The 13,635-nt window shown below is 56.7% G+C and carries 13 protein-coding genes; 4 read left to right on the top strand and 9 right to left on the bottom strand.

The annotated features are described in order from the left end of the window. Nucleotides 1–56: 56 nt before the first annotated feature. The 8 genes from damX to pilM all read right to left on the bottom strand — a co-directional run bounded on the left by damX (nt 57) and on the right by pilM (nt 6,672). Entirely contained in the window at nt 57–1,361 is a 1,305-nt protein-coding gene (damX, locus tag ACOTWU_RS16070) for a cell division protein DamX (protein WP_150317623.1), read from the bottom strand. Between the two features lie 92 nt (nt 1,362–1,453). Continuing rightward, nucleotides 1,454–2,542 carry a 3-dehydroquinate synthase gene (gene aroB, locus ACOTWU_RS16075; RefSeq protein WP_047740760.1) on the bottom strand — a complete coding sequence of 363 codons (1,089 nt, stop codon included), beginning with the start codon at nt 2,540–2,542 and terminating at the stop codon, nt 1,454–1,456. A 57-nt stretch (nt 2,543–2,599) separates the two neighbouring features. Further along, entirely contained in the window at nt 2,600–3,121 is a 522-nt protein-coding gene (aroK, locus tag ACOTWU_RS16080; RefSeq protein WP_003861630.1) for a shikimate kinase AroK, read from the bottom strand. Between the two features lie 286 nt (nt 3,122–3,407). Beyond that, the gene (gene hofQ / locus ACOTWU_RS16085; RefSeq protein ID WP_126499080.1) at nt 3,408–4,646 is read right to left on the bottom strand and encodes a DNA uptake porin HofQ; all 1,239 of its coding nucleotides are present in this window, start codon (nt 4,644–4,646) and stop codon (nt 3,408–3,410) included. Beyond that, a complete protein-coding gene (locus ACOTWU_RS16090) occupies nt 4,558–4,962 on the bottom strand; it encodes a HofP DNA utilization family protein (RefSeq protein ID WP_032669044.1) in 405 nt (134 codons plus the stop codon). Before ACOTWU_RS16090 ends, hofQ begins: the two co-directional genes overlap by 89 nt. After that, nucleotides 4,952–5,404 carry a hypothetical protein gene (locus ACOTWU_RS16095; RefSeq protein ID WP_023295534.1) on the bottom strand — a complete coding sequence of 151 codons (453 nt, stop codon included), beginning with the start codon at nt 5,402–5,404 and terminating at the stop codon, nt 4,952–4,954. Before ACOTWU_RS16095 ends, ACOTWU_RS16090 begins: the two co-directional genes overlap by 11 nt. A 3-nt stretch (nt 5,405–5,407) precedes the next feature. Then, the gene (locus ACOTWU_RS16100) at nt 5,408–5,899 is read right to left on the bottom strand and encodes a PilN domain-containing protein (protein WP_252049363.1); all 492 of its coding nucleotides are present in this window, start codon (nt 5,897–5,899) and stop codon (nt 5,408–5,410) included. Next, a complete protein-coding gene (gene pilM / locus ACOTWU_RS16105) occupies nt 5,899–6,672 on the bottom strand; it encodes a pilus assembly protein PilM (protein WP_252049364.1) in 774 nt (257 codons plus the stop codon). The genes ACOTWU_RS16100 and pilM overlap by 1 nt, the downstream gene beginning before the upstream one ends. Nucleotides 6,673–6,792: 120 nt before the next feature. Here pilM and mrcA point away from each other — a divergent pair, with 120 nt between their 5' ends. Next, nucleotides 6,793–9,345, top strand: a complete 2,553-nt coding sequence (gene mrcA, locus ACOTWU_RS16110) for a peptidoglycan glycosyltransferase/peptidoglycan DD-transpeptidase MrcA (protein WP_126499079.1) — start codon at nt 6,793–6,795, stop codon at nt 9,343–9,345. Between the two features lie 94 nt (nt 9,346–9,439). On the opposite strand, the gene nudE is transcribed toward mrcA, so the two are convergent. Continuing rightward, the gene (nudE, locus tag ACOTWU_RS16115) at nt 9,440–10,000 is read right to left on the bottom strand and encodes an ADP compounds hydrolase NudE (RefSeq protein WP_126499078.1); all 561 of its coding nucleotides are present in this window, start codon (nt 9,998–10,000) and stop codon (nt 9,440–9,442) included. A gap of 327 nt (nt 10,001–10,327) precedes the next feature. On the opposite strand from nudE, the gene ACOTWU_RS16120 reads away from it, so the two are divergent. The 3 genes from ACOTWU_RS16120 to hslR all read left to right on the top strand — a co-directional run bounded on the left by ACOTWU_RS16120 (nt 10,328) and on the right by hslR (nt 13,612). Then, complete coding sequence (locus ACOTWU_RS16120) at nt 10,328–12,466, top strand: intracellular growth attenuator family protein (protein ID WP_126499077.1); 2,139 nt, start codon at nt 10,328–10,330, stop codon at nt 12,464–12,466. Between the two features lie 64 nt (nt 12,467–12,530). Next, a complete protein-coding gene (gene yrfG, locus ACOTWU_RS16125) occupies nt 12,531–13,214 on the top strand; it encodes a GMP/IMP nucleotidase (protein ID WP_000550486.1) in 684 nt (227 codons plus the stop codon). Further along, nucleotides 13,211–13,612: a ribosome-associated heat shock protein Hsp15 gene (gene hslR, locus ACOTWU_RS16130; protein ID WP_003861618.1), complete on the top strand. Its 402-nt coding sequence runs from the start codon at nt 13,211–13,213 to the stop codon at nt 13,610–13,612. Before yrfG ends, hslR begins: the two co-directional genes overlap by 4 nt. Nucleotides 13,613–13,635 lie beyond the last annotated feature (23 nt).

The following is a 13,635-nucleotide window of genomic DNA, read 5'->3' on the forward strand; positions in this document are numbered from 1 at the left end:
GATTACACCTTCTCCGGCTGTGGAGAAAGCTCCGACAGCATCCTGCGCTTTAAACATTACTTCAGATCGGCCTGCACCTGATGAATCGGCTTCGCCCACGGTTTTTTCGCCTGCACGTCGGCTGGCAGCGTGGAAACGGCACGTTTTGCTTCATCTTTGGAAGCATAAATACCACTCACCAGCACATACCACGGTTGACCGTTACGGGTCGTCTGATAAACCACGTAGTTTTTCAGATTCGATTTCTTCGCCCAGGCGTTGAGGTTGTCATAGTTAGACGAACTGCTCAGCTGAAGGGTGTAGTTGCTGGAAGAGGCCGACTGCAAAGAACCCACGTTGCCCGTCGTTTTACCTGATGCAGCGCCCGTTTTGGCTGCGGGAGCCGCAGGTGTTGTTGCAGAAGGTGTTGTTGCAGCAGGCGCGGTTGTGGTCGCCGTTGCTTTCGGTGCAGTGGTTGCCGCAGGCGTTGGCGCTTTAACCGGCTGGCTCACAGCAGGTTTGGTCTGCGCTGGCGCTTTCGTTTCTGGCGCTTTTGCCACGGTTTGCGGTTTCGTCTCACGCTTCGGCTCAATCACAGCCTGCTTACGCTCCTGGCGTGGCGCAGTCTGCGTCTGGCGCGGTTTGGTTTCCGTTGTCGCCGTTTGCTGCTGGGCATTGCTGCCATGAACTGGCGCAACGGTGGCTGGTTCAGTTGGCAGCGTGGAGTTCACCACGGCAGCGTTAACCTGCTCCTGATTCTGCGGCTGCATCAGCGCATTGTTCAGATCGCCCTGAACTTCAACACGCTGCTGACCTTCAGGCGTCGCAGGCGCCTGGCCCTGAGTCGGGGTCGCAGAGACAGGCGGCAGAGAGATATCCTGGCCAGCGCTGGTGTTACCTGCGGTCTGCTCTGCGGAAGTGGTGCCCGGCGCAGGCTGAGCGCCATTCGCCTGGTTGCTCGCATCGTTACCAGACAGGTCAATGCTCTTCTCGGCAGACGCCGTCTGCTCGGTAGAATTGGTAGAAGGTGCTTTTAGCGCGGACCCAATGCCGACAATCAGCAAGACCAGCACCAGAACGCCAAGGCCCATCATAATGTACTGACGGGAGGCCGGTTTTGCCGCTACCGCTTTTTTACGTTTGCGCGGACGACGTTCAACAGGCTGTTCATCCATTAACTCTTCTTCGGATTCATACTCCTCGTCTTCTCGCTCATTTCGCGCGTTACGGCTACGCGAAGGGCGACGATCGTCTGCATCCAGTTCGACATCGTCAAAATTGATCTGCGGCTCGTTATCACGTTCTGAAGATTGACGAGAACGACCAGTACGACGATCGCTGGGATCGGGTTTCAGCTCGTCTTCTGGTTTGAATTCATCCATTTAACACCCCACTCAAAGGCTTCTGCCAACGACTCTGCATTTACCTGAAGCTAAAACGACCACCTGTTACAGCGGTCTGACCTTTCTAGTTGTTACGCCTGCTGACAATCAGCAATAGCGCCAAGTACGACTTCGTGCGGCACTCCGCCGCGCACTTCACTTTTCCCTATTGCAAGCGGGAGTACCAGACGCATCTCACCTGCCAATACTTTTTTATCGCGCATCATGTGGGGAAGGTACGCCTGCGCAGACATTTCCTGCGGACCACTCACCGGCAAGCCAGCACGTTGAAGCAACGCGATGATACGTGCTGTCTCTACCGGCCTGAACTGCCCCAGACGTTCAGAGGCTCGCGCCGCCATAACCATTCCGGCAGCGACAGCTTCACCGTGAAGCCAGTTACCGTAGCCCATTTCGGCTTCGATCGCATGACCAAACGTATGCCCCAGATTCAGTAAAGCACGTAAGCCGGTTTCACGCTCATCTGCGGCAACGACTTCTGCTTTCAGCTCACAACAACGGCGAATACAGTAGGCCATTGCCTGCCCGTCAAGGCGCAGCAGCGCATCCATATTCTCTTCCAGCCAGGTGAAGAATTCCCCGTCAAGAATAATGCCGTATTTGATCACTTCTGCAAGGCCGGACGCCAGTTCGCGCGCTGGCAAGGTTTTCAGACAGTCGAGATCCACCACCACCGAGGCAGGCTGGTAGAACGCGCCAATCATGTTTTTGCCGAGCGGATGGTTAACCGCCGTTTTACCGCCCACAGAAGAATCGACCTGTGAGAGCAACGTGGTTGGAATTTGAATAAAGCGCACGCCGCGCTGATAGCTGGCGGCTGCAAAACCGGTCAGATCGCCCACAACACCGCCGCCCAGGGCAAGCAGTGTTGTATCACGACCGTGCGGTTTTTGCAGAAGTGCGGTAAAGACGGTATCCAGTACCGTCAGGCTTTTGTACTGCTCGCCATCGGGCAGAATCACACTGTCGACCTTCACGCCCGCCTGCTCAAGCAGGTGACGTACACGGTTGAGATAAAGCGGAGCCAGCGTCTCGTTGGTGACCAGCATCGCCTGATCACCCGCTTTCAGTGGTAAGAAGGAAGCTGGGTCGTTAAACAAACCAGCCGCGATGGTGATAGGGTAACTACGTTCCCCGAGAGTAACTGTAATCCTCTCCATGACGCGACATCCACCTTAAATGCTTTTACCCGCAGGCGAGTGTATATAAAGCCAGAATCAGTTGCTTTCCAGCATATGAATAATCTGGTTTGCAACCACTTTAGCGCTTTGATCGTCAGTACGAATGGTCACATCAGCAATCTCTTCGTACAGAGGATTGCGTTCATCGGCCAAAGCTTCCAGAACTTCACGTGGCGGTGTTTCAACCTGCAACAACGGGCGCTTTTTATCACGCTGCGTGCGTGCCAGCTGTTTTTCGATGGTCGTCTCAAGATAGACCACTACGCCACGGGCGGAGAGACGGTTGCGGGTTTCGCGAGATTTTACAGAGCCGCCGCCAGTTGCCAGCACAATGCCCTGTTTTTCCGTGAGTTCGTTGATCACTTTTTCTTCTCGGTCACGGAAACCTTCTTCGCCTTCTACGTCGAAGACCCAGCCCACATCCGCTCCGGTTCGTTTCTCAATCTCTTGATCAGAATCGTAAAATTCCATATTGAGTTGTTGAGCTAACTGACGCCCAATAGTGCTTTTGCCGGCACCCATAGGCCCAACCAGAAAGATATTGCGTTTCTCTGCCATTTTTTCGGTACTACTAAGACTATTCGTTAATGGTAATCCCCGCTGCGCAGACACCCGGCGTAGCAGGACATGAACTGAAACCTCATTTGCAATAGAGCGAGAGTCAGACGAAAAATTATCTCAATACTCCGGCTTGTTTGGCAACTGATTAAATCACCGTTCCCGGCGCATAAGGAAATAAGACGTAAGTCCAACTCAAATCGGTACTCCTTGTATGCTAATTCATGCCCCACGTCAAACATCTGCAACAAACTGAATGCAAAATCATTGCGGGGATCGTTACCCATTAATGAATACTGACCAGACGTGGCGTGATAAACACCACTAACTCGCGCCGTTCATTATCTTTTCCGTCATGGCGGTACAGCTGACCCAGCCACGGAATGTTGCCCAGCACGGGCACGCTGTCGCGTCCGGTTTTATTCTTTTGCGAAAAGATCCCGCCCAGCGCGAGCGTTTCCCCACTTTTTACCTCTACCTGCGTTTCGATCTCCTGCTTATCGATCGCCAGCGTTTCGCCGTCTGCCTGTTGCAGCACCTGGCCGGGCATATTTTCACTGATATGCAGTTTCAGGCGCACGCGACCGCCCGGCAGGACCACCGGCGTGACCTCCATGCCTAATACCGCTTCTTTAAATTCAACGGATGTCGCCCCGCTCTCGCCGCTGGAAACCTGATACGGAATTTCGCTGCCCTGCTTGATGCTGGCCGGCTGCATGTGCGACGCCAGCAGCCGCGGGCTGGCGATGATATCCACCTGCTGCTTTTGCTCAAGCGCCGACAACTCAAGATCCAGCATCCTGCCGTTGATGCGCCCGATGTTAAACCCCGCGTGGGTGGTTGCACTGGCCACCGACAGGTCCGCCCCCAGCGTCGTGACCTGACCCACCTTACCGGCCTCCGTTGCGTCAGCGAGGTTCCATTTCACCCCCAGTTCACGCAGGCTTTTTTCACTGATGGTCACAATCTGCGCCGCCAGTTCCACCTGCTCGACGGGCAGATCCATCTGCACAGCCCAGCGCTGGAGCATATCCACCACCGTCTGGTTATCCCTGACCAGAAAACGGTTGGTGCGCTTGTCGACGGAGAGACTGCCTTTCGGGCTTAAGAGCTTTTCTGCCGCTTTTTGCAATTCGGCCGCATCCGCATAAGCAAACGGAATGCTGTGAGAGTGCAGCGGGGCGTCAAGCAGACGCTGGGCCCGCTCCTGCTCTTTACGCGTCTGTTGCTCCCGTTGCCAGGCCGCCGTATGCACATAAAAAATGCCGCCCTCTTCCCGCAATACCAGCCCGGCGCTGTTCACTACCGTCTGAAGCGCCTGCCTCCAGGGCACCCGCGTTAAATTCAGCGAAAGCGAACCGCTGACATCCGGCGACACCACCAGATTGCGATCCTCCTGCGCCACCAGCGCCTGTAATATCTGCACCACCGGGACATCATCCACCAGCAGGGTGACCGGTTTTGGCGTCGCGGCCCACAGGGGCTGGCTGAGTGCCGCCAGTAACAGCCCTATCCTTATCTTCACTTTTTTTCGTTCCTTCTCGTTGCCATGTCCATCGCTTCGGCTCGCACATGTCGCCGACATCAACGGTCAGTTGTTGTTTATCTATCGCGCTCACCTGCCAGCCTGTCGGTAACAGCATCTGCGTTTTTACCCGGTGCCAGAGTTTCTGCCCGTCCTGCATAAGGCCGATATCCCTGCTGCCGCTAACTACCCCCTGATACCGCCACTGGCTGAGCTGCCCGGCTGCGCAACGCTCTTCCGGCACAGAGAAGGGATCCCGCATCCCGGTCAGGAAAAGCGGAGAAAGCAGGATCAGCAAACGGGCTTTACTGCGCATGACCGATCTCCAGTTGCAGGCTGAGGCGTAACTGTTTGCCCTGTGGGGTGATGGAAAACGCACTCACCCGCGCGTTCTCAAGCGCCAGCCGGGAAAAGAGCGCCGGGACCGCGCCCCAGGAGGCATCCAGCGCCAGCTCTCCCCCACTCTGCTGCGGCTTCCAGTACACCAGCCTTGCGCCCTCACGCTGAAAAGCCAGGGGAGAAAAGAGCCGCGAGGGCATCACTTGCGTAACCACTGCTCTCCGTCCGGCCTCTGGCCACAGCGAGGCGTTGATTCGCTTCGCACTGATGGCCTGCGCCTGAATATCGGCGTAACGCAGAGCAGCGGGCCTGAGCAGCAGTCCCCAAATTGCCCACGCAACAAGCCCCGACGCGATCAACCAGCAAAGGACGCGCCGGGAAGGACGTGCATCAGTCCAGCGTTGATACCAGATACCCACCTGCTACCTCCGGCTAAGTAGTTGAAAAGAGAACATCCATCGCCCCTGGCTATCCTGTTGCATTTCGCCTGCCGGTCCGGGGTTAAATCCCGTCACCCCTTTCAGGGCATCGGTCATGGCGGAGAGCGCTGGCAGTGAGGTGGTATAGCCGGTCAGGGTCAGCGAGGGTGGCTGATAACGCAGCGCCGTCAGCCACGCCTGCCGGGGCATTGCGCTGGCAAGGGACTCCAGCGCAGGTTGCCAGGCCGGATCAGACGGCAGCGAAGGGGTTTTCTGCCCCGCTGACTGCGGCTGACGGGCTCTCAATACTTTCTGTACCGCACGTGTCCCGGCCAGTTCGCTCTGCAACGCCTGTAACGCGAGAGTCTGCGTCGCCCGCAGGCTGATACTCCCCGCCAGCATCACCAGCCATGAGCCAGCAAACAGCAGCCCCCAGAAACGCAGGCGCTGATTACGTTGCTGCCGACGCCAGGGTAAAAGATTGGGCATGCTCATTACGGCGCCTCGCTCATGGCCAGCGCCAGGGCGACGGTGTAATCAGCACCGCATTCCGGCAACGGCGGCTGGCACAGCGTCACCGCTTCCCAGGGATCGCGGGCAGCATCAAACACGGCGATATCAGAAGGAGAAAGCGCAAGCAGCGCCGCCAGTTCATTCACCGTCGCCGCTTCTGTGGTATAGCGCCGCCCCCACTGGTGACGCATCGCCCATAGCCACTGGTGTTGATCTCTCCAGGCGACGCACCGGGCAGGGGCAACAGCAGAGAGAAGATTAGCCAGCGCGCCGGCATCCGGGGCGATTGCTGCCAGACGCAAACGCAGCGCGTTCGCCAGCGTCAACAGGGTATCGACCTCTCTGTTTTGCGCTGCGGTAACCTGAAAAGTGTTGCTGAACGTATCCTGCGCGTAGTCAAAACAGAGCGTATCGGCGGGCATCTCCAGCTCACGCGCTAATGCGGCGCCTACCCAGGTGAGCTGTTCGCTGTCACGCAAGGTAACGGATGGACGGGGCAACGCGCGTTGCAGAACGCGCGTCGCCGGAAATGAGAGAAATACCCGATGCGAGTGCGGCAATGTTTTCCGCCAGCCACGTAATGCGTTAACCAGCTGTTCTGGCTTAAGTATTTTGCCTTCCCCGATAACGCCGTCCGACAGCGGCACCGCCCACCAGCGCCGTAAACGCCATCCGGCCCGCTCTCTGGTCAGCGCTACCGCAACCACCTTATCCTGTTGAATATGAACGCCTATTTGCCACGTTTTAAAAGCCATGCTTCACGATCTCCTTATCGCCCGTCGGAGTGACGGCTATATCAATGAATCAGGCTTGCCTTTATACTACCGCGCGATTGTTTAGAAACTGCCCAGGCTAAACCAAATGGGAAATCTCCGGTGAAGTTCGTAAAGTATTTATTGATCCTTGCAGTCTGTTGCATTCTGCTGGGAGCAGGCTCGATTATTGGTTTGTACAAATATGTCGAGCCGCAACTCCCTGATGTCGCCACGCTTCGTGATGTGCGGCTTCAGATCCCTATGCAGGTCTATAGCGCTGATGGTGAACTGATGGCGCAATACGGCGAGAAACGTCGTATCCCTCTGACCTTAAATCAAATTCCACCCGTGATGGTGAAGGCTTTTATCGCCACCGAGGACAGCCGTTTTTACGAGCACCACGGTGTCGATCCGGTCGGTATTTTCCGTGCGGCAAGCGTGGCGCTGTTCTCCGGTCATGCCTCTCAGGGCGCAAGTACCATTACCCAGCAGCTGGCGCGTAACTTCTTCCTCAGCCCGGAAAAGACGCTGATGCGTAAGATCAAAGAGGTGTTCCTCGCGATCCGCATTGAGCAACTGCTGAGCAAAGACGAGATCCTTGAGCTTTACCTCAACAAGATCTATCTGGGCTACCGCGCCTATGGCGTAGGGGCTGCGGCTCAGGTCTATTTTGGTAAGCCGATCGATAAGCTCACGCTGAGCGAAATGGCGACTATTGCCGGCCTGCCAAAAGCGCCATCCACGTTTAACCCGCTCTACTCGCTGGACCGCGCCACCGCGCGCCGTAACGTGGTGCTGTCGCGTATGTTGAGCGAAGGCTATATCAGCCAGTCTGAGTACGATAAGGCGCGCAGCGACGTTATTGACGCCAATTACCATGCGCCGGAAATTGCTTTCTCTGCACCGTATCTCACTGAAATGGTTCGCCAGGAGATGGTGAGTCGCTACGGTGATAAAGCGTATGAAGATGGTTATCGCGTCTATACCACCGTGACCCGCAAGGTGCAGCAGGCTGCCCAGCAGGCGGTGCGTAATAACGTGATGGATTACGATATGCGTCATGGCTATCGCGGCCCGTCCAACGTGCTGTGGAAAGTGGGGGAAGGCGCATGGGACAGTAAAAAAATCACGGATTCCCTGAAAGCGCTGCCGACCTATGGCCCGCTGCGTCCGGCGGTCGTCACCCAGGCCGATCCACAGGAAGCAGTGGCGATGATGGCCGATGGCACATCCGTTTCGCTGCGCATGGAGGGTGTCCGCTGGGCGCGTCCATACCGTTCTGACACCCTTCAGGGGCCTACGCCACGTAAAGTGACCGATGTCGTACAAACCGGACAACAAATCTGGGTGCGTCAGGTCGGTGATGCCTGGTGGCTGGCGCAGGTGCCGGACGTAAACTCTGCGCTGGTCTCCATCAATCCGCAGAACGGCGCCGTGATGGCGCTGGTTGGCGGGTTCGATTTCAACCAGAGCAAATTTAACCGCGCGACCCAGGCGCTGCGTCAGGTTGGTTCGAACATCAAACCGTTCCTGTATACCGCGGCGATGGATAAGGGGCTGACTCTCGCCAGCATTCTCAACGACGTGCCAATTTCCCGCTGGGATGCCGGTGCGGGCTCTGACTGGCAGCCGAAGAACTCTCCGGCGCAATACGCTGGCCCTATCCGTCTGCGCCAGGGCCTTGGCCAGTCGAAGAACGTGGTCATGGTTCGCGCGATGCGTGCGATGGGCGTGGATTATGCGGCAGAGTATCTGCAACGCTTTGGCTTCCCGGCGCAAAACATCGTTCATACTGAATCTCTGGCGCTCGGCTCCGCGTCCTTTACGCCGCTCCAGGTTGCGCGAGGCTACTCGGTGATGGCGAACGGCGGCTTCCTGGTCGATCCGTATTTCATCAGCAAAATAGAGAACGATCAGGGCGGCGTACTGTTTGAAGCGAAACCGAAAATTGCCTGCCCTGAATGCGATATTCCGGTGATTTACGGCGACACGCCAAAATCCAATGTCCTGGAAAACAAGGATATGGAAGATGTGGCGATCTCTCAGGAACGTCAGAATCTGGCGGTGCCGCAGCCGCAGCTGGAACAGGCCAATCAGGCGCTGGTCGCCCAGAGTGGCGCGCAGGAGTATGCCCCGCACGTGATCAGCACGCCGCTGTCGTTCCTGATTAAGAGCGCACTGAACACCAACATCTTTGGTGAACCGGGCTGGCAAGGCACCGGCTGGCGAGCGGGCCGCGATTTGCAGCGCCACGACATCGGCGGAAAAACCGGGACAACCAACAGTTCAAAAGATGCCTGGTTCTCAGGTTATGGCCCGGGGGTTGTCACCTCCGTCTGGATTGGTTTTGACGATCACCGCCGCGATCTGGGGCGCACGACCGCCTCTGGCGCGATTAAAGATCAGATTTCCGGTTACGAAGGCGGCGCGAAGAGTGCGCAACCTGCCTGGGATGCATACATGAAGGCCGTTCTCGAGGGCGTACCAGAGCAGCCGCTAACGCCTCCACCGGGCGTGGTGACGGTGAATATCGACCGCAGTACCGGACAGCTCGCGAATGGCGGTAACAGCCGTGCCGAGTATTTCATCGAGGGCACTCAGCCAACCACGCAGGCAGTGCATGAGGTGGGTACGGAATTGATTGATAACGGCGAAACGCACGAGCTGTTCTGACGCCAACAAAAAAGCCGGGTGGCGACTACGCCTGACCCGGCCTACAACGTCAATGCAAAACGGCAACCTTCGGTTGCCGTTTTTAATGGTGGCGCTACAAACGCCCCTGTCCCTTCAGCCACTCCCGCACCAGGAACAGTGCGCTCACGTTGCGCGCCTCGTTAAAGTCAGGATCTTCCAGCAAATCCATCAGATGAGCCAGCGGCCAGCGAACCTGCGGTAGCGGTTCCGGCTCGTCTCCTTCCAGCGATTCAGGATAGAGATCTTCCGCGACAACGATGTTCATTTTGCTGGAGAAATAGGACGGTGCCATGCTCAGCTTTCTCAGGAACGTCAGCTCTTTCGCGCCAAAACCGACCTCTTCTTTCAGCTCCCGGTTTGCCGCTTCAAACACCGTTTCACCCGGGTCGATCAGTCCTTTGGAGAAGCCCAGCTCGTAGGATTCTGTGCCCACGGCGTATTCACGAATGAGGATCAGGTGCTCGTCGACGATGGGCACAATCATCACCGCTTCACGCGAGGAGGGGCGCATACGCTCATAAACACGACGCACACCGTTGCTGAACTCCAGATCCACGCTTTCGACATTAAACAGACGCGATTTCGCGACGGTTTCAACATTCAGAATGGTGGGCTTTTGTAAGGGTTTGGTCATCTTGACGGGTCTTTGCTGGGTGAACTGGCTTTATTGTGCGATACGCCGCACGGTTTCGGCAATGTCAATTGCTCTTTATTTACATTTATGCAACGTAACTGTAGGCGATTCTCATTTCAAAACAAATGTCAAGAGGTTGAAATGTTTCCAGGAATTTGCTGATATCGCGCCGGAACAGGCTTTGTTATCATTACCGGTCACTGGGATGCGCGTCAACATGCTCAAGTTAGACTCCATACTTGCCGATAGCCGACCACAGAATCTCATTCATTGTACAAAAGGTGCGACTGACAACACCTGTAAGAAGATAAGTAAGATGGGGAAAGCATGAGCACCATTTTGATTTTTCTCGCTGCTGTGCTGGCCTGCGCGTCGATTGCGGTGTGGGTATTCAGGCGCCGCGTACATCGCCGTTATCGGCTGCCCTTTTTGAACGCGTTTGCCGGGGCAAACACGCGCAAGCTTTCGCCAGAGGAACGCAGCACCGTTGAGCAGTATCTCGACACGCTGAACCGATCCCGGCTTTCGCCTGGCCCTACCGGCGCCAGCGCCGCCCCCGTATCGCTCAACCTGAACGCCCAAAGTGACACCGTTCTGTGCGTAACGCGCTCCATTACCCGCTACGGCATTACAACCGACGATCCCAACAAGTGGCGTTACTATCTCGACTCTGTTGAAGTGCACCTGCCTCCCTTCTGGGAGCAGTATATTAACGACGAAAACAGCGTCGAGCTCATCCATACCGATACGCTGCCGCTGGTTATCTCCCTCAATGGTCATACTCTGAGCGAATATGTTCAGGAAGCGCCACGCTTTGCGCTGGAACGCGCAAGCGGAACGCAGGCCTCTATTCGCGGTGAAGAGACTGAGCAGATCGAACTGCTGAACATCCGCCAGGAGACGCATGAAGAGTACGTCCTGAGCCGCCCGGATGGCATTCGCGAAGCGGTGTTGATTGTCGCCTCGTTCCTGCTCTTTTTCATCTGCCTGCTGACGCCGGACGTGTTTGTTCCGTGGCTCGCGGGTGGCGCAGTACTTCTTCTGGCCGCCGGGCTGTGGGGCATATTTGCTCCGCCGGCAAAAACGTCATTACGCGAAATTCACTGCCTGCGCGGAACCCCAAAACGCTGGGGACTGTTCGGTGAGAACGATCAGGAACATATCAACAATATCTCGCTCGGGATCATCGATCTTATCTATCCGCGCCACTGGCAGCCGTGGATTGCGCAGGACCTTGGCCACAAAACGGATATTGATATCTATCTCGACCGCCACGTTGTACGCCAGGGGCGCTACTTATCCCTGCACGACGAAGTGAAAAACTTCCCGCTTCAGCACTGGCTCCGCAGCGCGGTGATTGCCGGTGGTGCCGCGTTAATCTTCGTCATGCTGCTGCTCTTCGTGCCGCTGGATATGCCGATTAAATTTACCCTGTCGTGGATCAAAGGGGCGCAAACTGTGGAAGCCATCAGCGTACAGCAGCTCGAAGAAGCGGGTGTACGCGTGGGAGATACGTTGCGCCTCAAAGGCACCGGGATGTGTAATATCCACACGCCGGGCGCCTGGAACACGCGCCAGAACTCGCCGTTCGCGCCGTTCGACTGCTCTCAGATCATCTGGAATGACGCCTCTCCGCTGCCGCTGCCGGAATCGGATGTGGTCAACAAGGCCACTGCGCTCACCCAGACGATTAATCGCCAGCTCCATCCAAAACCGGATGATGATTCTCGCGTCAGCCCTGCCCTGCGTTCGGCTATTCAGAAGTCGGGCATGGTACTGCTGGATGACTTTGGCGAAATCGTCCTGAAAACAGAGGATCTCTGTTCCGCCCAGGATGACTGTATCCGGCTCAAGAACGCGCTGGTCAACCTCGGCAACAGCAAAGACTGGGACGCGCTGGTGAAACGCGCCGAAGCGGGACGCCTGGACGGTGTGAACGTGCTTCTGCGTCCGGTCAGCGCCGAGTCGCTGGATAACCTGGTGGCGACCTCTACCGCCCCCTTCGTGATGCGTGAAACCACCCGTGCCGCCCAGGCGCTTAACAGCCCGGCGCCCGGCGGTTTTGTGATTGCCAGCGATGAAGGCAGCGACCTGGTGGATCAACCTTATCCGCAGGTTTCGCTCTATGACTATCCTGCCCAGGAGCAGTGGAGCGAATTCCAGCGTCTGGCGCAGATGCTGATGCAGACGCCATTCAGCGCGGAAGGGATCGTCACCACCCTCTTTACCGACGCCAACGGCACGCGTCATATTGGCCTGCACCGTATGCCGGATAGCGCTGGCCTGTGGCGCTATATAGGGACATCCCTGCTGCTGATTGCAATGCTGGCGTGCATTGTCTGGAACGGTTATCAGGCCGTACGCCGCTATCAGCGTTCCCGCACGCGGCTGGCAGAAATCCAGGCCTACTACGAAAATTGCCTGAACCCGAAACTGATCTCCTCTTCCGAGAGCCTGATCGGATAACGTCCCTGCGCGACAAGTTGTGCTACCCTGTCGCGCACGTTTCTTCTGGCTGGAGTTCCCCCTTATGCATCTTAATATCGACTGGCAGGCGGTCGATACCGTCCTGCTTGATATGGACGGCACGCTGCTTGATCTCGCCTTTGATAACTATTTCTGGCAAAAGCTGGTCCCGGAAACATACGGTGAACAGCAGGGGATCTCCCCGGCGGAAGCGCAGGAATTCATTCGTTCGCAATATAGCGCGGTGCAGCATACGCTAAACTGGTACTGTCTTGACTACTGGAGCGAGCGACTCGGTTTGGATATTTGTGCCATGACCACCGCCCAGGGCGCACGCGCTGTACTGCGCGACGATACGGTCCCGTTCCTGGATGCGCTGAAAGCCTGCGGTAAGCGCCGCATTTTGCTGACGAATGCGCATCCCCATAACCTGGCCGTGAAGCTGGAACATACCGGTCTTGCTTCACACCTTGATTTATTGCTTTCCACCCACACATTTGGTTATCCGAAAGAGGATCAGCGGTTGTGGCATGCCGTGGTGGAAGAGACCGGTTTACAGCCTGAACGCACGCTGTTTATTGACGACAGCGAGCCGATTCTGGATTCTGCGGCCGCTTTTGGCATTCGCTATTGTCTGGGCGTGACTAATCCGGATTCCGGCCTGGCTGAAAAAAGCTATCTGCGACATCCGGGGCTGAACGACTATCGCCGGATGATCCCCTCACTCACCGTGAAGGAGACGCCATGAAAGAAAAACCCTCTGATGGGGTAAGACTGGATAAATGGCTGTGGGCCGCCCGTTTTTACAAAACGCGCGCCCTTGCCCGTGAAATGGTTGATGGCGGAAAGGTGCATTACAACGGTCAGCGCAGCAAACCGAGCAAGCTGGTTGAACTGAATGCCACGCTAACGCTTCGCCAGGGCAACGATGAGAAAACGGTGGTGGTGAAAGCCATTACCGAGCAGCGGCGGCCCGCAACCGAAGCCGTTTTGCTGTATGAAGAGACGGCCGAAAGCATAGAGAAGCGCGAGAAAACCGCGCTGGCGCGCAAGATGAATGCGCTGACCATGCCTCACCCGGACCGGCGACCGGATAAAAAAGAGCGCCGCGATCTGATGAAATTTAAACACGGTGAGAGCGAGTAACCCTCACCTGCACGAGAGATGAA

Origin of the sequence: Enterobacter cloacae complex sp. GYL001 (genome assembly GCF_049237125.1) — a bacterium.
GTDB lineage: Bacteria > Pseudomonadota > Gammaproteobacteria > Enterobacterales > Enterobacteriaceae > Enterobacter > Enterobacter hormaechei_C.

Bases quoted from the DNA above. Each gene is read 5' to 3' on its own strand.
- damX (WP_150317623.1), bottom strand. From the start codon at position 1,361: ATGGATGAATTCAAACCAGAAGACGAGCTGAAACCCGATCCCAGCGAT.
- aroB (WP_047740760.1), bottom strand. From the start codon at position 2,542: ATGGAGAGGATTACAGTTACTCTCGGGGAACGTAGTTACCCTATCACC.
- aroK (WP_003861630.1), bottom strand. From the start codon at position 3,121: ATGGCAGAGAAACGCAATATCTTTCTGGTTGGGCCTATGGGTGCCGGC.
- ACOTWU_RS16090 (WP_032669044.1), bottom strand. From the start codon at position 4,962: ATGCGCAGTAAAGCCCGTTTGCTGATCCTGCTTTCTCCGCTTTTCCTG.
- ACOTWU_RS16100 (WP_252049363.1), bottom strand. From the start codon at position 5,899: ATGAGCATGCCCAATCTTTTACCCTGGCGTCGGCAGCAACGTAATCAG.
- pilM (WP_252049364.1), bottom strand. From the start codon at position 6,672: ATGGCTTTTAAAACGTGGCAAATAGGCGTTCATATTCAACAGGATAAG.
- nudE (WP_126499078.1), bottom strand. From the start codon at position 10,000: ATGACCAAACCCTTACAAAAGCCCACCATTCTGAATGTTGAAACCGTC.
- ACOTWU_RS16120 (WP_126499077.1), top strand. From the start codon at position 10,328: ATGAGCACCATTTTGATTTTTCTCGCTGCTGTGCTGGCCTGCGCGTCG.
- yrfG (WP_000550486.1), top strand. From the start codon at position 12,531: ATGCATCTTAATATCGACTGGCAGGCGGTCGATACCGTCCTGCTTGAT.
- hslR (WP_003861618.1), top strand. From the start codon at position 13,211: ATGAAAGAAAAACCCTCTGATGGGGTAAGACTGGATAAATGGCTGTGG.